The sequence below is a fragment of the Candidatus Zymogenaceae bacterium genome (assembly GCA_016931225.1).
Taxonomy (GTDB): Bacteria; Desulfobacterota; Zymogenia; order Zymogenales; family Zymogenaceae; genus JAFGFE01.
In genome coordinates, this window is record JAFGFE010000003.1 from 42527 (window position 1) to 64137 (window position 21611).

Consider the following 21611-nt stretch of genomic DNA (forward strand, 5'->3'; position numbering starts at 1 on the left):
ATGCCATAAAATCACGATGTCAAGGAGACGATCGCTATGTCCGCAGAATCACAGCGTTCAGAATCGCCCGTCCCTCTGAAAACGAAGCTCTCATACGGCGTCGCCGACCTGGGTATCTGTCTGCCCCTGTCGACGGTCACCTTCTTTCTGCTCTATTTCTATACCGACATAATCGGGCTCTCGCCGGCGCTGGCCGGCCTGGCCATGTTTCTGCCCAAAATGTGGGACGCCGTCTCCGATCCCATGATGGGCCAGATCAGCGACCATACGAGAAGCCGCTGGGGACGGAGGCGCCCGTATCTCCTGTTCGGCTCCTTTCCCTATGTCATCGCTTTTATCCTACTGTGGACCCCGTTTTCATCACTGGGATCCACCGGAACGTTTATATATTTAATAATAACTTATATCCTGTTTTTCACCGGGTCGACGGTGGTGGGCGTCCCCTTCAACGCCCTGCTTCCCGAAATATCCCTGGATCCCCACGAGCGGACGAAGCTCCAGGCGTTTCGCCAGCCCTTCGCGATTATCGGCTGGATCTGCGGCAGCGCCCTGGTGCTGCCGCTGGTGGGCATGCTCTCCGGGGGGCAGCCCGGGTTCGTTCGGGTGGCGGTGATCTTCGGATTCTTCACCGTGCTCGCGTTTGTCGTCACCTTCCTGGGCGTCAGGGAGCGGCCCGATTTTATACGGAGCAAGACCCTGTCGGTCTTCTCGTCTCTCAGGGAGACCTTTAAGAACAGGCTCTTCTTGATTTTCGCCGCCGTGTATGTGTTATCATCCATGGGATATACGCTCCTTTCCACATCGATAATCTACTACGCGAAGTACTGGCTGGGAAACGAGCCTTTCTTCACCACCATGATGGGCCTCGTACTCGGATTCGTCCTTGTTTCGATTCCGATCTGGGTGTTTCTCAGCGGAAAGATCGGGAAGAAGGAGACCTTCATCGCCGGACTTCTGGTCTTCATCATTGCCATGGCCCTGCTCCCACTGCACCCGCCCCGGATAACCCCGTTCATTTACGTCATCATGATAATCGCCGGTTTCGGCAGCGGCGCCTACTTCATCTTTCCCTATGCCATCATGCCCGAAATCATCGATGTTGACGAGCTTTCCACCGGCACCCGACGGGAGGGGATGTATTTCGGGATATATTTTCTGATGCTGAAGCTGGCCATCGCCCTGGCCCCGGCGATCGTGGGATTCTCCCTCGGCTTCTTCGGATTCGAGGCGAACCAGGAACAGACCGAGACGGCCCTGAACGGCATCCGTATGATATCCGGGTTCGCGCCCCTGGGATTTCTCGCCCTGGCTCTCGTCACCCTGCTTTTCTTCCCCCTGGGGAAAGCAAAAGCCGACGAAGTGAGCCGGGCGATGGCAAAAATGCGAAACTCCTCATAAGAGATGCTCCCGTGAAATATAAGGACGAAAAGCCTGTGCCTTTTTTTATATAAGAGAGAAACGATAGAAATGTGATTTTTTATATCACGATTACATAAAGGACGTTTCGGTATGTCAAGGATTTCATTCGGTGATCGATTGCGCTACCGGTTCGACAACATCATGGCCCGGGGCGCCGTCGCCACCATCACATGGCTCCTGATCATTTCCATTCTCCTTATCCTCTTTTTTACGATCCTGGTGTTTTTCACCAGTATCGATCCGGAAGGGAGGGGGTTTTTGGAAATGGGCTGGGCCACGATGATGCGCGCCATCGACCCGGGAACCATGGCCGGCGACACCGGCAACTGGGCATTCTTGATCCTGATGCTGTTGGTCACCCTCAGCGGCATCTTCACCGTCAGCATACTCATCGGCATCCTGACTGCGGGCATCGAGGATAAGCTCACCGACCTCAGAAAGGGACGATCTTTCGTGGCGGAAACCGGACACACGGTCATCCTGGGATGGTCGCACCACGTGTTCACCATACTCTCGGAGCTGATCATCGCGGGCGAAAACCAAAAGCGGACGTGCATCGTGATCCTGGCGGATGTGGACAAAATCGAGATGGACGACGAAATCTCGGACAATGTCAGACGAGGGAAAAACACGGTCATCGTCACCCGCAGCGGCAGTCCCCTGGATCGAAACGACTTGGAAATCGTCAACATCGAACAGGCCCGATCCATCATTATTCTGGCCGGCGCCGACGAGACCGGAGATATCGAGGTCGTCAAGTCGATCCTCGCCCTGACGAATACCGCCGCCCGAAGGACCGAACCCTATCACATCGTCGCCCCCATCCGCAATCGGAGCAATCTCGAGGTGGCCCGGATGGTGGGCGGGGACGAGGTGCAGCTCGTGCTCGCCGGCGAGGTCATCTCCCGCATTGCGGCGCAGACGTGCCGCCAGTCCGGGCTTTCGGCGGTCTACACGGAGCTTCTCGATTTCAGCGGGGACGAGATATACTTCCAGGAGGAGCCGACCCTCTTCGGCAAAACCTTCGGAGAGGCGCTTTTCGCCTACGAGGACTCGGCCCTAATGGGGATACGCCTCAGCGACGGGCGCATCCTCTTAAATCCCCCCATGGATACCGTCCTCAAGCCCGGGGACATGGTCATCGCCATCTCCGAGGACGACGACACGGTCATCCCCTCAACCGGCGCCGATATTTCGATAGATGTTTCGGCCATCACGGAGGGCGTCCCGGAGACACCGGGGCCGGAGCGAACCCTGGTGCTGGGGTGGAACCGTCGGGCGCCCCTGATCGTCCGGGAGATGGACAACTATGTGGCGCAGGGCTCCGAGCTCATGGTCGTGGCGGAGCGGGAGGGCATCACCGACCGGGAATTCGCGGATCGATTCCGCGATTTCGACCTGAAAAACACCACCCTCTCATATCGGCGGGGCGATACCGCGGACCGCACGGTATTGGAGAGCCTGGACGTGGCCTCCTACGACCATATTGTGCTGCTCAGCTATACCGACCGTTTCCCCCCCCAAACCGCCGACGCCCAGGCCCTGGTGACACTGCTTCACCTCAGAGATATTCAGGAACGTTTCGGAATACACCTCTCCATCGTCAGCGAAATGCAGGACATTAAGAATCTCGAATTAGCGGAGACCGCCAAGGCGGACGACTTTATCGTCAGTGACAACCTGATAAGCCTGATGCTCTCTCAGATATCCGAGAACAGGGAGCTGAAGCGGGTGTTCGACGACCTGTTCGATCCGGACGGCTCGGAAATATATTTAAAGCCCGTGGCCGACTACGTAGAGACCGCTCACCCGGTCAATTTTTACACCGTCCTGGAAGCCGCCAGGAGAAAAAACGAAGTGGCCATCGGATACCGCCTGGCCGATCTGGCATTCGATGCGGAATACGCCTACGGCGTCTTCGTCAATCCGAAGAAAACGGAGACCCTCACCTTCTGTGCCGATGATCGGATTATCGTTCTTGCCGAAGACTGATGAGAGACAAAATACATCAACAAAGATCCCATACACTACCCCGGATAACCAACGACTAAGCGCCCATGAAACAGAAAAACCTCATAGAAGACCTTTTTTCCCACTTCGTTACCCCTCCCAGGGAATACTCACCGGCCCCCTTCGTTTTTCTCAACCATGATATGTCGCCCGAGATCACCGGCGACGTCCTCAGGGAGCTCTCCAGAAACGGGATATACTCGGTGGTCATGCATCCCCGTACGGGGCTGCGGGTTCAGTTCGGCGACGCGACCTTCTGGGAGCGGCTCTCATCTTTGATCTGGAGGGCGGGGGAGCTGGGCATGCAGGTGTGGTTGTATGACGATTACAACTGGCCCAGCGGCACCGCGGCGGGCCGAGTCGTCCGGGATCATCCTGAATACATCGCATCCGGACTGGTGTTCAAGAAATATCGAAACGTCCACTCCACCGAAGACGTCCTGTGCGTATACGGCCGGGATCGCTCGGGGCTTCTCCGGCCGACATCACATCCCACAGGGAAAAGCATGGCCGTGGTCGCCCGGCGCATGACAGACACCACCTTCGCCCTGAACGCCGCGCCGTGGTTCTCGGAAATCGGGAGGGGGGCCCTTGACATACTCAACCCCGACGCCGTGGCATATTTCATGAATATCGTGTATCGTGAATTCGAGGAAAACCTCTGTGAGTTTTTCGGAAATCCGATCATCGGCGTGTTTACCGACGAGCCCCAGAACTATCGACCGTTTCCCTGGACCGCGGACCTTCCCCGACGGTTCGAGGAAGAATACGGCTATGATCTGATCCCGCACCTGGGATCTCTGATCGAGGACTCCGGCGATTTCGCCGACATCCGCCATGACTATTATCGTCTCGTCACGCTCATGGGCCGGGAGGCGTATTACGACAAACTGAGGGCCTGGACGCGCACGCACGATCTTCACCTGACGGGGCACCTGGGAGAGGAGGATTTTCTTGAGAAACTCCCTCACACCAACGGAGACCTCTACGCCCCCCTTTCCCGCCTATCCATGCCCGGCACCGACTACCTGGGATCGGGCCACGGCCTGAAGGAAAACGAGGTGCTCTCGGGCGCTCCCAACGTGAATCCGAAGATGGCCGCATCGGTGGCCCGGACGATGGGGCGGTCGCGGACTACCTGCGAAATCTGGGGAGGGGCCGGCTGGGGTGTGGGTCCGAGAACCCTCAAGGAATCTCTCGACTGGGCCGCGGCCCTGGGAATAAACCTCTTCTTCCCGCACGCGGTACACGTCTCCCTCATGGGACTCAGAAAGCGGGATTTTCCCCCGTCACATTTCTACCAGCAGCCCTACTGGGACGAGTTTCATGTTTTTTCGGACTACATCTCCCGGGTCAGCCTCATCACCTCCACGGGATCGCGGCGGGGCGGGATCCTGGTCCTGTTCCCCACCCGCGCCCTCTGGGCGAGCACCACGTATATCGGCAGACTCTCCCCTGAAGGCAAAGAGTTGTGTCGGGGGATCAGAGACATTACGGATATCCTCGTCTCGCATCAGTACGGATTCGATTACCTCTTCGATGAGGCGATCTTTGAAGGAAAGGTGACCCTGTCGGACGGAATGGCGCACCTGGGAGACGGGAGATACAGCGTCCTGATCATTCCTCCCACCCCGTATCTTTCGGATTTTGTCGAAGTATTCATTAATCGAGCGAAAATGCACGGCGTGCGGGTTATCCTGTTGGGAGTGGTCCCGGAAATACTGAAGTCCCACCCCAAACGCTCGCTGATCCCCAGGCGCATCATTCGAGCAAAGGATGTCCGGGCGCTTTTGCCGATTCTGAAAAAAACCGTGCGTCCGGATATCTCCATCATCGGCGAGAATTCCGACAAATTCGTCGTACAGTGCCGCCTATACGATAAAGCCCGGATTTATTTCATGACGTATCTGGGCGACACTCCGTTTTTCGGAGAACTGGTGCTCAGGGGGGAGGGAAACCTTGAAATCTGGGATCCCGAGCGGGGTGAGCGGTTCGGCGTGAATCGTTTCGAGGTTGTTGAACGGGGCGTCAGGCTGAATGCGGCGTTTTCTCCCGGCGAATCCCGGATTTACGTCATACACAACAGCATGACGAGCGCACAGGTCGGCTGGCCGTCACGGCTGAAGAATCCCGTCGGGCGGATATTTCTCAGCAGGAGGTGGGAAATCACGCCGCTTCAGGACAACATGTTCCGCATCGAAAACTGGCGCATTATAAAAACATCACGGCCCGTCCGATTCCCAAACATCAAAACCCTGTGGAAGGACACCATCATTCCCCTTCCGTCGAAAATCATCATCACCGCAATCAGGATTGCGGTGGAGGCTATAAGCCCGTTTTTTGGCCTCAGGAGGAAGATTCGGTATCGACCCTTTGAATCGATGGAGAAAGACTTCGTCATGGCGGATCTTGCGGAACGCCTTCTCTTCCTCAACCTGTCGAAGATGAGCATATACCAGAGATTCGACGTTATCAAGGAAGCGGTGAGGTACATGGGCCTCCCGCTGGTGGATTCCATGCCCCCCGAGGGCGCCGAATACGAGATAGAGGCGAATTTCTTCGTGGGGATCATACCCCCCAAAACGCACCTGATATGGGAAGACCAGAAGGAGTTGATGGAGATCTATGTCAACGGCACCCTCATCAGCGATAAATCCCAGGAATTTTTCCTCTGGGATCGGTCCAACCGCCGCTCCGACATCTCCCGCTTCCTCAGACACGGGAAAAACCGCATCGGGATCAAGTCCAAACAGGTATCGTTTCCCACCCTCCCCCCCACCGTGCACTGGATTGAACCGGTGGTCATCACCGGAGATTTCATCGTATCGGGAGATGTCATCACCTCCCAGGACGAACGCCCCTCCGGGCTGACCTGGGGGGAGGAGAAGAGCGGCAATTACAGCGGCACCGTCAATTTTCACACCACGTTCATCGTTTCGAAGCACTACGCCGGCAAGCGGGCCGTCCTCCACATGGAAGACGTGCGGGAGACCGTCGAAATAACCGTCAACGGCGAATCCGCCGGCGTCCGCCTCTGGCCGCCGTACAGTATGGATGTGACGAAATTCCTGAAAACGGGCGAAAACAGCATCACCCTCAGCGTTTCCAACACCGCCGAAAACCTCCTGGGCACCCCGCTGATATCCGGAATCCTGGGACATCCGAGGATAGACTTTCACGACATGTAGCATGTCGCGGCGATCCGGACACCCCCCTGTGCGCCCGACGGGTCGGCGTCGAAAAGACACCGGCGCCGCACGCGGCACCCCCGGGCGACATCCCTGCTCTTTGTCGCCGTCAAAAGGTCGTCTCTATGGTATCGGATCGAAATCGCCGTCGACTGAGAAGCATGGGCATTTGGTTTCGCATGATGCCGAAAAACATGGTGCGGGCGCGCTTTTTGTTTCTGCGAAGCGGTTCTTCGCCCAATGCCATCTGCACCAGCTCCATGATGTGATAGGTGGGAACCCGAAACAGCGGGAAGCCGAGCCGCCCGGTGCCGTAGGTCTGCATGCATCCGGCGCAGTAGGTGGCCACGATGTCTGTGCGAGCGCGACGGGCGGTCATGATCGCGGTAATCGTCGATTTCAGGACGTCAAAGGGATGATACGCCGATGGATGGGAAAATCCCCCGCCGATGCCACAGCACAGCGCCCGGTCTTTTGATTTTTCCATCTCCACCACCTCGACCCCGATTTCACTCAGGAGCTTCCTGGGAATGTCCATGAACTCCTCCCCCAGGAACTTGGCATGACACGACTCCTGAATCGTCGCCGTGATGCCCAGCGGTCTTTCCACAGTCAGCTCACCGGACACGATGCGCTCGTACAGTATCGGCAGAAAGTGTTTCACCTCAAACGAGAAGCGGGCGCCGAATTTGGGGAGGATATTGGTAAAGAGGTTGTACCCCGCCGTGCAGGGGATGATCATGCGTTTTATACCCATTTTTTCGTAATGGGCGGTCAGCCGGGCGGCAACCTGGCGGAGCTCGTCGAAATGTCCCATGCGAAAATACATCTCCCCGCAGCAAACGTCCAGGGACCCGCGAATTTCCATCCCCGAAAGCAGTTTCGTTCTGCTCAGGTACGGCACGGTAATCCAGTTGCACCCGGGATAGAATATCTCGTCCGTCGGCGTTTCGTCCTTCCAGGATTCCACCAATGCCTTTTCATCCTCGGGCAGTCGGTCCAGCACATAGGTGCGGAAATTCTTTCGACTCAGGGGAAGGTAGTATTCGGCCCGAAGGGGCAGTCCCTCGTCGGAATACATCTCGTACCACCTGTTCATGATGAGGTGCGCCGGATTCACCCCCTCGGGACAGATTTGGTTGCAATACATGCAGCTTTCGCAGCGTCGCAGCACGGTTTTTGCGTCTTTTCCGTCCAAAAGTTTCTTCATCTCCGATATGGAACGATCAAGCGGCAGTTCCATGACCGGACACCGGTGAAAACACTCACCGCAGAGCGTGCACTTATCGGGGTGGAAATCCATCGTCATGCGTCACTCCCCTTTCCTTTTGCCGTGAAAAATATCGGCTCCCTGTGGCCTCGCCGTCCTCCTTCACAGGGCCGGATCCCTGATGCAGCATACGGCGCCCGGACATCCGGATGCATCAAGAATAGCCGTTATTCTCTCCGATGTCAATCATCCAGAGTTTTCACATCAATATGTCCACCGCCTACCGGAGAACGGTGTCATTTGCCCGTCGCCCGAGTGGTCGACTGCATCGTGCATATGTTATAAAAACCGTATGATTGCCTTACGGCTTTTTTTATGTTATAGGTAGACTTTATCACGGCTGTATAATATATAAGACCTTCTTCCCTGTACATATCACACGATCGGGAAAACATGCCCCAATCACCGATATACGTATTGCTCATCGAGGACAGCACGTTTCACCAGCTTGAAATCGCCGACATGCTGAGCGAATCCATCCGAGAATCATTCGAATTCCTGTGCGCATCATCTCTTTCCGAGGGTCTTTCCATACTGGATGATCGGCATGTGGACGTGGTGATCCTTGACCTGAACCTCCCAGACAGCGCCGGCATAGAAACCCTCGAAAAAGTCAGGGAGAACAGATTGTTCCTGCCGGTGGTGATCTATTCCGGCATCGAAGACGAGGAGCTCGCCCTCTCTGCGGTGACCAAGGGCGCCCAGGACTACCTCTTTAAGGGGCAGATTGAACGGATGCTCTTGATTCGCTCGCTGCGATATGCCATAGAACGCATGCGGACGGCCCGGAGTCTCGCCGAGAATGAGGATCGATACCGGGCGCTGGTGGAGACAACCGAGGACGGCATCGCCGTCATCCAGGGTCCCCGGCTGGTCTTCTGCAACCACCAGCTTGCCGGACTTCTGGGCTACACGACGGATGAAATCATCACCCGGCACTATCTCGACTTCATCCATTCCGACGATCGAAACCGATTCAGCCGCATGGTGGACCTGACCACCCAGGGTTCAACCAGCCCCGTGGTCATGGAATTTAGGGCCGTCACCAGAAGCGGAGAGATTTTCGAGGTGGAGGCGGGTGCGTCGTCCTTTATGTGGGAAAACACGAATGCGGTGCTCTGCTCCTTTCGAGACATCACCGAACGGCGACGCCTTGAATTCAAGCTCTTTCAGGCCGACAAGCTGGAGAGCCTGAGCATCATGGTGTCCGGCGTCGCCCACGAGCTGAAAAACCCCCTGGCGGCCATCATCGGCGCCGCGGATATACTCCTCGAGGAGGAGCGGACCGACGACCTCGTCGATCGCTGCTGCAAGATATTCAAGCGGGAATCGGACCGATGCGCACGGATCATCAGGGAGATGCAGACGTTCGCCACGGGAGAGACACAGACCGGTTTCATCATCGACGTCAACGACGCCATCGACCGCACCCTCGTCATGTGGGAAGACACCCTGGAAACCAAAAACATTCGTCTCGACCTCGATTTGTCCCGGAATATTCCGGGCGCAAGCGTGGATCCATTCCGGTTTCACCAGGTTCTGTTCGTCTTCATCAAAAACGCCGTGGAGGCCCTTGAAAAAAGGAAAGAGGGCACACTCACCATCAGGACATCCATGTCCGACAACGCCATCATCATGGAATTCGAGGACGACGGTCCGGGCATTCCAAAGGACCACATCTCAAAATTGTTCGATCCCTTTTTCACCACAAAATCCCCGGGCAAGGGGACCGGCATGGGCCTGTCGATCGCCCATACCATCGTGTATGAACACGGCGGCGGCATCGACGTTAAAAGCAAAGAGGGTAAGGGCACGACCTTTACCGTGACGCTGCCGGCGGTCCGGCGGTTCCCCGACATCGTTGAGAAGGTATGATGAGCAAGAAAAAACGACCTGATCGTAAGCAGTTCCCTGTGCACATTCGATCGCACACCACACCGACCGATGATACATCATTACACAACACGTTGCATGACCCATTTTTTATGGGTACGTTATTGAACGGCGCCGAACCGACCGTGAATACTGATGGATAGTATGATGTGTGATTCCATAGTGAGTATTTATTTTTTATTTAGAGGACAGACATGAAAATCAAGAACGCACCGGTAACGTTGCCCGGAATCGTGGACAATGTCACCATCACCCGTATGGAGGGGGGATACCCCAAAATCGAGGCGAAGAACAGCCGGGATGCATACTACGCCCTGGGCTACATGCACGGGTATGACCGACAGGTGCAGCTCTGGCTGACCAAGCTCATCGGAACGGGACGCGCCAGCGAATGTCTGGAGGGCTCCGACGAGCTGGTTGCCGTCGACCGGTATTTCCGGTGGGTCGACCTCGTGGGAGACGCCGACAGTGAGATCGAAAAGCTCACCCCCGAGGTCCTCCAAACCCTGCACGACTACTGCCGGGGGGTCAACAACGCCGTGGAACGGACGCCCCGACCCCTGGGTTTTCGTATGGTCGGCTTTCGGCCCGATCCCTGGACGGTGCGGGATATCATCCTGATCGGCCGGATCATCGGATTCGTGGGACTGACCCAGAGTCAGGGCACCACGGAAAAGCTCATCATACAGATGCTGCAAAATGGGATCGATTATAAAAAGCTCCAGGAGTTGTTCCCCTATATGACGGACACCCTCACACCCGAACGCCTGGAGTTGATAAAAAAGGTGAAGCTCGACGGCCCCTACATCCCGGACGGAATCGAATGGCTGAGGGCCGCAACATCCTTTCACGCCAGCAACAACTGGGCCGTCAGCCCGAGCAAGACAGCCGATGGAGCCGCCATACTCTGCGGGGATCCGCACCTGGAGTCCAACCGCCTCCCCTCGGTCTGGTACGAGGCCATGCTGGATTCACCGGAGGTCTTCGGCGTCGGGGTGACGCTCCCCGGGGCGCCGTTTATCTCCATGGGCCGGTGTCGGCATATCGCCTGGACGGGCACCTATTCCTTCGTGGACGTCATCGACTACTTCATCGAGGAGGTCAAGGACGGAAAATACCGCCGGGGGGACGAATGGGTGGATTTCACGGTGAGAAAGGAGACCATCATCCCGAAGAAGAAGGACCCGATAACGATCTCATACTACGAAACCGACCTGGGACTCTTGGAGGGCGAACCCACCGAAGACGGCTTTTATCTGACCTTCGCCTGGTCGGCCCGCAAGGGCTGCATCGCCGAGTCGTTGAACCGGCTTTTGGAACTGCCGGCGGTGCGAACCGTCTCCGAGGCGATGGATATTTACAGGGACCTGACGTTTTCCGCCTTCAACTGGGCGGTGGCGGACACCGAGGGAAACATCGGCTACCAGATGTGCGGCGCGTTCCCCAAAAAGGCGAAGGGCGCCTCGGGCCTGCTCCCCCTGGAGGCCTGGGATAAAAAGAATCACTGGCAGGGTATCATAAGCGCCAAAGAGTACCCCCAGCTGTACAACCCGAAAAAGGGGTATGTCCACAACGCCAACGAGGACGTCAACCACCTGGGAAAGGTCAAACCCCAGAATCTGCCCATGGGCTCCTACCGTGCCGATCGTATCGCGGCGATCTTGGCCGCCAATGATTCCCTCACCGTAGACGACATGAAGCGGATGCACTACGACACCTACTCCGTTCAGGCTGAGCGGTTCATGAAGGTCATCCGGCCCCTGCTTCCCGAGACGGAGAACGGGCGCATCCTCAAAAACTGGGATCTGAAATACGACCCGGATTCCCTCGGCGCTGTGCTGTTCGAGCGTGTCTACGAGGAGCTGATCCGTCTGGTATTCGGCGAGATGAACCTGGGGGCGGGGGTGATTGATTTCGCCCTGACCGAGACCGGCCTCTTCAACGATTTTTACGGCTTTTTCGACGACGTCCTCATGAAAGAGCGCTCCCTCTGGTTCGGAGAAAAGAGCCGCGAGGAGATTTTTCGGGAGGCGGTGACCCGCGGATTGTCGAAAAAGGCGGTGCCGTACCGAAAGGTTCATTCCATCGTCATGACAAACCTCTTCTTCGGCGGCAAGCTTCCGAAATTTCTCGGGTTCGACTACGGCCCGGTTCCCCTCATCGGCAGCCGCGCCACCATCCCCCAGGGGCAGATATTCACCGAAGCGGGACGCAAGACCACCTTCATGCCGTCCTATCGGGTCATCTGCAACATGGGCGAAAACGCCATCCACAGCAACATCCCCGGCGGACCGTCGGACAGGCGATTTTCGGGATTTTACACCACCGGCGTCCGGGAATACTACAACGGCACATACACCGTCCATCGATTTGAGAACGGGGACTGAGGCCCTTTGACCTTGTCAGCGATATGGGTGTGGTATATACTGAATAGGTCGGATTCGATCACCCAAAAAACGAGGAAACCGAGATGAAACATACACAGAGAATCATGAGATACGCCGCACTCTTCGGCGCCGTGCTCTTTCTTCTCACGGCCTTTGGATGCGCCAGCGCCCCGCCCCCAGCGGCGCCCTCCTGCTCGGATTTCACCGGGACCTGGAACACCACCCAGGGCCCCCTGACCATCGAGCAAAACGGCTGCGCCGCCGACGGCTATTTCCCCTCACCCACCCGGTTCAGCAGCTTCAGGGGTGTGGTCATCGGCAATCGCCTTGAGTTCTCCTGGGAGGGCCCCACGGGAAGCGGCATGGGAGTCATCTATATCAATGAGACCCTTGATGCCTTCACCGGCACCTTCGGCGCCGGCACGCGACCGGATGACGCCGCCTGGGAGGGCGTCAGGGGGGTCTGGCCCGAGGGAAGTCCACGATAGTTTCAGATTCGCCTGAAAGCGACCTGCGGTCATCCATTATGTATCGGCACAAACAGCGGGGATCGTATGTTCAACAGAAAAACCATCACCGTCACCGTCAAGCCCTACGGCATCGTGGCACAGAGCGTGACCGGGGGCGAATATCGGGTCCCCGAAGGGACGAAGCTCAGAAAGGTCTTAAGGAAATCCGGCGCCCTGGGCGCCGGTGTTCCGATCATACCCATGATCGAGGGTGAAAAGGTGCCGCCCGGCCGCAGGCTTTCCGACGGAGACGAGATAAAGCTGCTCCACGTGGTGGGCGGCGGTTAGGGATATCCCCTGCCGATGGATGACGGGCGCCCGTTCCCCGGCACGGCGTGAACGGGCGCTCAAGCATGAAGCGTGAAGTGATGCTTCATTCTTTTTCGTTGCATTCGGCGAAAAAAACAGGTAGCATACGCATCGCATCACATCATGTTTTTACGAGGAGGAATTTCTGATGTTTGACAAACCGCTTTCCAAGCTTGAACTCCCCGCCAAGATTCTGTTGACTCTGTTTATTCTGACACTGGGGCTGGGCTATCTGGCGGCGGTATTCACCGTATATATCGGCCACAAGGACGCCGACGGGAAGCCGGCCTTCACGATGAAGGATGTCGTCGTCACCTACTACGGCGACCGGGAAAGCACCGTACTGGAGACCATCAGCATGGGCTCCATGAAGCCCTATTACGCGAGTGAAGATGAGATCGAGACGGTGATCGGTTGGATAGACGACGGCGCCGACCGGATCGGGTACGAAAAGGACGTGGCGCCGATCTTCAAGAGGAGCTGCATATCGTGCCATTCCTCGGGAGGCAGCGAGTCGTCATCCCCCCTGACCAGCTTTGAGGAGGTGACGGCCTACACTACGGTCAACACGGGGCTCGACTTCATCACGCTTGGGGGTCTCTCCCACACCCACCTGATCACCCACGCCCTGATGTTCCTGGGGCTGTCTCTTATCTTTCTCATGACGACGGTGAAGGATAGATGGAAGATCATATTGATTTTCGCCGCCTACGGCGCCATCGTTTTTGATGTCGCCTCGTGGTGGCTCGGCAAGCTGGCCCCGGGCTTCGCCGCCGTCAGCGTCGTCACCGGCAGCATCATGGGCCTTGCGTTCGTGTTCTTCTTCTTCGTGCCCCTCTACCAGCTCTGGTTCAAGAAGAACTGACGAACGCCGTCTGAAAAACGACACCATCCGCGCCCTCCGATCCTGCATTCGATCGGAGGGCGTGTTTTTTCGCCCTTTGCAGGGCGAACCACCATTATCCTTCCATTCGGTCCCTCCTTATACACGAAAGAATACACGGCACACCGTCTCCTATCCCGTCGTTTCACTGTGTCAATATTCAGAATAACAGTGGGACGATCGACGGCGCTGCAGTCCGATATATGTTGTACCTGGATGACGGCGCCGCCGGCAGTTACGTGGAATGGACCGGCAGTTCGTTCACGCCTCTCAACAGTGGAGCTTCCGATGTGTGGTCGGGGAATGCGCCCGGCGCCGCGTACGGCACCATGGAGAACTCGATCGATACGACCAATTATGGAGGCACAATCAATCCCAATTAACCGCATTGGCGGACAGGGTGAAAACAGTGGGGGCGCCGTCGCGTGATGCGACAGCGCCCCCCTTTTTTTATCTTCCGTATGTGTCTCCACTCATTGACACCGAGGCCGGGCCGCCCGGCGGTATTGTTCTTCCATAGAAAAACACGATGACCCATTTTCCCCACGATCACCCGCTTCCAAACAAGCCCCCCGGGTACCCCCCTTCGGGGGGCTTTTCATCGTTCCTTTAAAAACCCCTTGACCCCGCATCCCGCCCGTGATAACAAGAAACCAGCATACGGATATATAAAGAGATCATACAAAAATATACGGGGGAACCGAAGTCATGGAAAATAAAGTGCCTCTGAGCCTGTTTTACGGACTGGTCTATACCCTGGAGGGTATCCTGACCACCTACTTCATCATCTTCAATATTCTCTACCTCAGGTCCTTTGAAAAATCTTTCACCGAGATCGGCCTGATCAACGCGGTGATCATCATCCCCTTCATCATAAAGATATTCGTGGGCATCTTCAGCGACGGGGTGAACCTCTTCGGCATGGGGCACCGCAAGCCGCTGGTGGTCATCGGCATCATCATGGAGGCGGCGGCCATCTTCGCCATCCCCTTTATCTCCCCGGTGACGCACATGCCGGTGTTTATCGTCGTTCTTTTTCTGGCGGCCCTGGGCATGTCCATATTCGACACCGCCACCGACGGCTACTGCATCGATATTACCCCGGAGGATCACCGGGGCTACGTCCAGGGCCTGATGGTGGGGGGACGGGCCGTGGGCGCCGTGCTTGCGGGAATCGCCATCGGATACATCGCCCATCGCCTGGGGTGGCCCTGGGTCTTCTACGTCATCGGCATCTTTTCGGTTCTCCCCCTGATCTTCGTGTTCATCGTGCCGCCCGAGGTCGAGCGGACAACGGAAATCGAGTTCGATAAATCAGCCTTCAGGTCCTTTCTGAAGCTGCCGGTGATCCTGTTCATGATCCTTGGATTTGTCTATCCCCTGGTGGTGTACAGCGTCGAGAGCGTGGTGGGGGCGTTCGTAAATGAGGGGATCTCCATGAACCTCTGGAACGTCGGCACCATCACGTCGCTCATCGGCATCGGCATGGCGGCCGGTGCCCTCGCGGGGAGCGGCCTTATCGACCGGCTGGGGCATAGGAGGTCCGTCTACGTCGCACTGATTACCACCAGCGTCATCGTCGCCGCCCTGGCGGCCATCAACGCCCCGACGGCGGCGTACATCCTGACCGTGATCTTCGGATTCGCCTTCGGATATTACGAGGCGGTCTATTTCACGTTGGGGATGGACTTCGCCGACCCCCGCATCGCGGCCACGATGTTCGCCATATTCATGGCCCTGGGCAACTTCGGCATCGGCCTGGGTCAGCCCATCGCCGGGGCGCTGATGGATACCGTGGGATTCCGCTGGACGTTCATCGTCTTCGCCCTTATCAACCTTATCGCTTTACCGCTGATACCGTTTATTTTCAAGAAGCGGCCGGCGGCGGCATGATCGAAACCGGACCGCCCGTCGCATCAATGCGCCGTGTCTTGATTTTACATTGATGGGATTCACACGACATGAAAATTACATCCGTTGACATTGCACCCCTGAACCTGATACCGGTCATCCCCCTGACCATATCCTACGGCAGCTTCGACGTCCTGGAATACGTCCTGGTAACCATTCACGGCGAAGGCGGCGCCGTGGGATACGGCGAGGGGGCCGCCGATACCGAGGTGACCGGGGAAACCCAAGACTCGATTATCACCGGCCTCACTCCCCTGACTGACGAGATGGTTGGCCGGGACCCGATGGACATCGAAGCCATCATGGGGTTATTGACCGAGCGCCTCCCGTCATCGCCCACCGCCTGGGCGGCGGTGGACATGGCCCTCTATGACCTGATGGGAAAGTCTCTCGGTCTTCCGGTGTACAAGCTCCTGGGCGGCGCCGTCCGCCGGGAGATCGCCTTTTATCCCACCATCCCCATGGACACGCCGGATGTCATGGCCGGATACGCCGACGGGATGTACAAGGGCGGTTTCCGAAAGGCAAAGATCAAGCTGGGCACCACCATCGACGAGGATGTGGAACGGGTTAAAAAAATCCTGGAGGCGGCGCCCGACATGGTTCTCGCCCCGGATATCAACCAGGGCTGGAGGGACGCGGATACCGCCATGTCCGCCCTGGAGCGCCTCAAGGACGCGCCCATCAGCTGGGTGGAGCAGCCGGTCAAGGCCGACGACCTGGAATCGCTCGTCGAGGTGACCCGTCACTCCCCCTTCCCCATCATGGTGGACGAGGGGTGCCACGGCCCCGAGGACGCCCTTATCATTGCGGCCCGGAAGGCCGCCGATATCATCAACATCAAGCTGATGAAGGCGGGGGGGCTGTATCGGGGGACCAAGCTCGCCGCCGTTGCCGAGGCGGCGGGCATGCCGGTGTCCGTCGGCTCCATGTTCGAATCCTCCCTGGGAAGCGCCGCGGGCATGCACCTGACGGCGGCGAAAGCGGGGGTCATCGCCTGCGAATCCATCGGCCCGCCGTTTCTGAAAAACGACGTTGGAACGGGGCTTGTCATCGATTTTGAAAAGATGATCATCCGGGTGCCGGAAGGACCCGGCCTGGGCATCGAGGTGACCGATCTACCCTGATCGTTTCCCGGAGGAACAGGAGAGTCAGGATGAGGGAAGGAGGAAACGGGAGAGTAAAGGAAGAGGGGGAATCCTGTGAGCGGCTCCGGGTCAACGGGGGTCCGATAAACATGGGAGGGAAACAAGAAGTGAGGAGCACGGGGCGACCATGCAAATGCGCGGGACAAACGACGCCCCCTCACCGCCGCCCGAGAGGGGGATCACACACCTGTATCGATGGATGAATCCGGTGCGGACGCCTCAGAGCTTTTCCATGAAGCGGCGCACAACCCTGCGAAATTCCGTCGGCTCCTCGGCCATGACGAAATGCCCCGCCCCGGGAAAGATCTCGAGTTCGGAATCACCGACATGCTCATTGAGGTAGGTTGAAAACTTCATGGCCATGAGGTTGTCTTTGTCCCCGCTGATGATGAGCGTCGGCACACCTATCTCGTCCAACCTCCCCCGGGAATCAAAGGTGTTGCAGGCGGTGTAGTCACCGGAGGTCACCTGCGGCTCGACGGCGGCGAAGATCTTCCGGTATCTCTCAATCACCTCCCGATCGGTATCGGGGCCGTAGGCCACGGAGCCTGACATGTCGAGAAACGCATCGTAGTCCTTTTCGATACCGGCAAAGATGGCGGACGCCACGGGCATCTTCGCCCCGGTCCCCATGAGCACCAGGCCCGTCACCAGGTCCGGATGCGAAAGACTCAACGCCTGGGCCACCGCCCCCCCCATGGAAAGCCCGACAATCACCGCCGGGAAGAAATCCAGCTCCCGCATGGCCCGGGCCGCGAAATCGCCGTAGGCGAATGCGTCCGTTTCCCCCTCCCCGCCGGTGCCTCCCCGCCCGGGAAGATCCAGGGCCAGGGTATCGTACCAGGTATTGAAGTACGCCACCTCATCCTCCCACAACCTGGACGTCGCCCCCGCGGAGTGTATAAACACCATGCGCTTTCGACCGTTTTGCCGCTCTCCCATCAATCGTCCGATCGTGCTCTGGGCCCCACCTCTCTTACTCATTGACCACTCCTTTGAAACTAACAGCCTCCTCGGTTTCCAGCGAAACGGCCCCTCCCTCCCTCTCGATCAGCGCCAGTGCGCTATAGACCTCGAAGACCGTAGAGGCGAACATATCCCGGGAAATGTCCGGGAAGAGTGCGGATGCGATTTCAGCGGGGGTGCCCGCGAATCCGGTATCCAAAAACTCACTGATACGATGTGACGTGTCTTCGTACCGGGACAGAAGCCCCCCGATGAATGTTCGGGGAGCCCCGATCATTTCTCCGTGGCCGGGACATATCACCGACGGCGACAGGTCCGCCAGTTTTCTCAGAGACGAAATGTATTGCCGAAGATCATTTGCAGGTCCCGTGCGCATGTCCACCAGGGCGTGTGATTCGGCAACCGACGTGATATGATCTCCAGAGAAAACCGCCCCGGACTCCGGCTCCAAAAGCGAGATGCTCCCCGGCGTGTGCCCCGGCGTATGGATTATGGAGACCGACACACCGCCGCAGTCCAGGGCGTCTCCCTCCTCGAGATGAGATATATCCGTGAGAGGTTGGAAGAACCGCCGCATGACGCTGGTGAACAGGCGCACCATCCGCTCGACGTCCCTCTTCGGTATGCCCATGCGGCAAAAGAACGGGATGTTATCCCGGGCGGCCGCCACGTGTTCGTCGATATCCGTCAAAAGATACCGGGCGTCATCCGTGTGCATATAGACCGATGCGCCCGACTCCTCTCGGATGCGCTCGACAAATCCGATATGGTCGATATGTCCGTGGGTCAGGATAATCCGTCCGATGTCCGAGACCTTTCGTCCCAGGCCGGAGAGTGTGTCTTGGAACGCCCGCCGGGCCGTATCCGTATCCAGCCCGGTGTCGATAAGGGTGGGGATATCCCCGTCGATAAGGTAGGCATTGACGGGGGAAAGGGGAAACAGCGCAGGGGTCGTGATGGTGTGGATGCCGGGCGTCGGGTCGTGTCGTGTCATGAAATCAGTCGTGTCCTATCGCTGTTCCGACGCCGTATCCGGTTCCTCTTCGGCCGCATCAAGGCCGTAGGCCCTCTGGAGGATGAAAATCGGGTGCAGTCCCTTCTTGCTCGAAAGATTTTCTATCTGCATGCGGCACGCCTCGCAGTCCGAAAGGGCGTAGGGGCCGTCAAACCGGCCAAGCTCCCGTTCCAGCTCCCGGCCGATGGCCAGGCTGATGTCGTATTTTTCGCTCTTGAACCCATAGGTGCCCGCCAGCCCGCAGCAGTAGGTCTCCAGCTCTTCCACGTGAAGCTCCGGTATCAGGCCCAGGAGATCCAGGGCCGGCAGGCCGATCCCCAGGGACCTGAGATGACAGGGGACGTGATAGGGAATCGACAGATCCACCGGCTCAAAATCGGTATCGAGCTCCCCGGCTTCGTACAACCCCCATAAAAACTCCGAGACCTCCTTCATCCGATCGAAGAGCGCCGCGGCCTCGGGAAGGTCCAGGTACGTCTCGTAGTCGTCCCGGATCATCATGCCGCAGGAGGTGGAGCTGTAAATGATGTCAAGGCCGTCGTCGGCGGCCCGAAGCAGCCCCTCGAGGTTTTTCTTGGCCAGCTTTCGAGCGCCCCGAACGTCCCCGTTGCCCAGAAGCGGCAGGCCGCAGCAGTCCTGCTTCGGGAACACCGCCTGGTAGCCGTTTCGCTCCAGGACCCGCACCACCGCCCTTCCCAGGCTCGGATCATTGTTGTTGGTAAAGCAGCCGAAGAAATAGGCCACCTTTTTGTCTGATTCGAAGTGATAGGACTCACGAATCCATTTTTCGAAGGGCTGTTTTGAATAGGACGGGTATTTCACGTCCTTTTCCAGATGAAGGATCTTGTCAGACATCCAGCGAAAGGGCCTGAGCTTTAAAAACGCGTTGGCCGCCGGCGCCGCGAAGCTCGCCAGATCGCCGAACATATACGCGTGGGAGAGGAGCCTGTCCCTGACCGGAATGCCCCGGGCAGCTCGAAGGGCTATCTTGGCCCTGGTGTTCAGCTCCGATATGTTTACTCCCGACGGGCAGACGATATCACAGATACGACAGCCCGTGCAGTATTCAACCGATGCGTCGTGCGGCTCGTCTCCCTCGGAGCGAAACCGCTGAAAATCGGGGCCGACCTGCTTGGGCCCCAGGAATTTCTCGGTCACCTTCACCACCGGGCAATGCTCCACGCAGATCGTGCACTTGATGCATTGGTCGGTGGGATAGCGTATGTCTGTTTTCACCGTCATTCTATCGTACCTTCTCCGCGTTCATCCCCCCGGCGTCCGGGCCGCAGGGGTTTCGGGAAACGCGTGTTTTTTCATTGAGTGTCCGTGTGTATCGGTTCTTCTTTTTCTTAACATGCGGCGCCGTCGCCGTCCGCCTTTCCCGTTCCTGCATGTTTCGATCCATCACCCGCCTACAGCTCCCCCGCCAGCCTTCCGGCCTTGAAACCGGACGCGATCGTCACGCCGCCGCCCGATTTTTCCCTCAAGGCGGCGTATCCGGCAAGCTCTGCGCCGCACGCGAAGAGATTCTCATATACGTGCTTTTTCCCGTCGCCCGTGGGCCTGAGCCGATCATCCACCTCAAGGCCGATCTTGTTTATCGGGTGTCCCGAGGGATCGAAGAACCGCTCCGCGAACCACTCGTTTCGACGGGACGGCCCCGAAACCGGGAGGCCGAAAATCGGCTCCAGTGTGCTTTTCCGGTCCGTGATTATGCCTCGGCCCACCAGACCCCCGGTGGCCAACACGAAGGTGTCGCCCTCGATCCGTTTCGTCTTTTTACCCATTGATATATTGACGGCAGCAACCCTGCCGCCCCGTATCTCGGGATCGTGAACATCATATCCGATGAGCAAGCGAATCCCCGACGCCCGCACGCGGCTCTCCAGCGCCCGGTAGAGCCGATACCCGGTCACCGACGGCGGGAGGGTGGGCGTTTCGAATATTCGGGTTCCCGCCATATCCTCCAGGCGGCGAAAAACCTCGTCGCCGCCTCGGATGCCCAACACCGCCGGCAGGGCGATCCGTTCCCCGTCCCGCACCTGGCAGAAGAGGGCGCGTCCGATCGCCTGGATCATGGCGTCCTCCTCCATCTTCCGGGCCAGGGTCAGGGCGCTCATCCCGGAACCATCGGCCCCGATATCCACATCCAGCACGCGCCCGCGAAAATGGGGGATAGAAACACCCGGCACGGTGCTGGTGGAGATATTATGGGCCATATAGGCGGGATAGAAATCCTTCAGCCCCCGAAAGCCGGCGATCAATACATCCGATTCTTCCCGGACGTCTCCCGCCTCCATACGCTTGGAGAGGAAGGCTGTGGGCTTGATGGTTCCCACCGCCGTGGGAACCAGGAAATTCCGATCCAGATTCCCCACGTATGTCACCCCCTCCCGAGCCACGGCTTCCTGGAAAAAAGACATCCCCTTCTCCAGCGCCTCCACGCCGACCCGGGCGTATGGGTGCTTCGGGTCCTCGGAGATAAGCCGCTCGACGCCCTCCCGAGGGGAGGACAGGGGCGCGGTGTCTTGGACCGGGTAATAGCCCAGGATGTCGATGGTGCCGGAGAAAATGGTGATGATGCCCATGCCTCTGGAAACCACCAGCGTCTTCTTTCCCCGCTCGGCCGCCGAAAGCGCCGCCATCAATCCCCCCAGGCCGGCCCCGATAACTACCGTATCATATTTCATCTCTTGTCACATC

The 21611-nt window shown here is 58.0% G+C and carries 15 protein-coding genes; 10 read left to right on the forward strand and 5 right to left on the reverse strand.

Features of this window, described 5'->3' with window-relative positions; translation table 11 throughout:
• The first annotated feature begins 36 nt into the window (after nt 1-36).
• The 3 genes from JW885_00885 (at nt 37) to JW885_00895 (ending at nt 6617) form a co-directional block, all read left to right on the forward strand.
• On the forward strand, nt 37-1398 hold the full coding sequence (locus JW885_00885; GenBank protein MBN1880699.1) for an MFS transporter: 1362 nt from the start codon (nt 37-39) through the stop codon (nt 1396-1398).
• 111 nt (nt 1399-1509) lie between these two features.
• Nucleotides 1510-3411 (forward strand): potassium transporter TrkA, encoded by a 1902-nt coding sequence (locus tag JW885_00890; GenBank protein ID MBN1880700.1) that lies wholly within the window; start codon nt 1510-1512, stop codon nt 3409-3411.
• A 65-nt stretch (nt 3412-3476) separates the two neighbouring features.
• A complete protein-coding gene (locus JW885_00895; protein MBN1880701.1) occupies nt 3477-6617 on the forward strand; it encodes a hypothetical protein in 3141 nt (1046 codons plus the stop codon).
• Nucleotides 6618-6726: 109 nt separating this feature from the next.
• On the opposite strand, the gene JW885_00900 is transcribed toward JW885_00895, so the two are convergent.
• A complete protein-coding gene (locus JW885_00900; protein ID MBN1880702.1) occupies nt 6727-7926 on the reverse strand; it encodes a (Fe-S)-binding protein in 1200 nt (399 codons plus the stop codon).
• A gap of 354 nt (nt 7927-8280) precedes the next feature.
• Between JW885_00900 and JW885_00905 the strand changes: the two genes are divergently transcribed.
• From JW885_00905 to JW885_00935, 7 genes are all read left to right on the forward strand, one after another.
• Entirely contained in the window at nt 8281-9762 is a 1482-nt protein-coding gene (locus tag JW885_00905; GenBank protein MBN1880703.1) for a PAS domain S-box protein, read from the forward strand.
• Nucleotides 9763-9974: 212 nt separating this feature from the next.
• Entirely contained in the window at nt 9975-12167 is a 2193-nt protein-coding gene (locus JW885_00910) for a penicillin acylase family protein (protein ID MBN1880704.1), read from the forward strand.
• 83 nt (nt 12168-12250) lie between these two features.
• Nucleotides 12251-12655, forward strand: coding sequence for a hypothetical protein (locus tag JW885_00915; protein MBN1880705.1), 405 nt, complete (start codon nt 12251-12253; stop codon nt 12653-12655).
• A 66-nt stretch (nt 12656-12721) separates the two neighbouring features.
• Nucleotides 12722-12964: a MoaD/ThiS family protein gene (locus JW885_00920; protein MBN1880706.1), complete on the forward strand. Its 243-nt coding sequence runs from the start codon at nt 12722-12724 to the stop codon at nt 12962-12964.
• Between the two features lie 169 nt (nt 12965-13133).
• A complete protein-coding gene (locus tag JW885_00925) occupies nt 13134-13850 on the forward strand; it encodes a hypothetical protein (GenBank protein ID MBN1880707.1) in 717 nt (238 codons plus the stop codon).
• A 726-nt stretch (nt 13851-14576) separates the two neighbouring features.
• Nucleotides 14577-15761 carry an MFS transporter gene (locus JW885_00930; protein MBN1880708.1) on the forward strand — a complete coding sequence of 395 codons (1185 nt, stop codon included), beginning with the start codon at nt 14577-14579 and terminating at the stop codon, nt 15759-15761.
• Between the two features lie 68 nt (nt 15762-15829).
• On the forward strand, nt 15830-16906 hold the full coding sequence (locus tag JW885_00935) for a dipeptide epimerase (GenBank protein MBN1880709.1): 1077 nt from the start codon (nt 15830-15832) through the stop codon (nt 16904-16906).
• A gap of 240 nt (nt 16907-17146) precedes the next feature.
• On the opposite strand, the gene JW885_00940 is transcribed toward JW885_00935, so the two are convergent.
• The 4 genes from JW885_00940 to glpB all read right to left on the reverse strand — a co-directional run bounded on the left by JW885_00940 (nt 17147) and on the right by glpB (nt 21598).
• A complete protein-coding gene (locus JW885_00940; protein ID MBN1880710.1) occupies nt 17147-17911 on the reverse strand; it encodes an alpha/beta hydrolase in 765 nt (254 codons plus the stop codon).
• The gene (locus tag JW885_00945) at nt 17904-18887 is read right to left on the reverse strand and encodes an MBL fold metallo-hydrolase (GenBank protein MBN1880711.1); all 984 of its coding nucleotides are present in this window, start codon (nt 18885-18887) and stop codon (nt 17904-17906) included. The genes JW885_00940 and JW885_00945 overlap by 8 nt, the downstream gene beginning before the upstream one ends.
• 15 nt (nt 18888-18902) lie before the next feature.
• On the reverse strand, nt 18903-20150 hold the full coding sequence (locus tag JW885_00950; GenBank protein MBN1880712.1) for an anaerobic glycerol-3-phosphate dehydrogenase subunit C: 1248 nt from the start codon (nt 20148-20150) through the stop codon (nt 18903-18905).
• Between the two features lie 170 nt (nt 20151-20320).
• The gene (glpB, locus tag JW885_00955) at nt 20321-21598 is read right to left on the reverse strand and encodes an anaerobic glycerol-3-phosphate dehydrogenase subunit B (protein ID MBN1880713.1); all 1278 of its coding nucleotides are present in this window, start codon (nt 21596-21598) and stop codon (nt 20321-20323) included.
• Between the last annotated feature and the right edge of the window lie 13 nt (nt 21599-21611).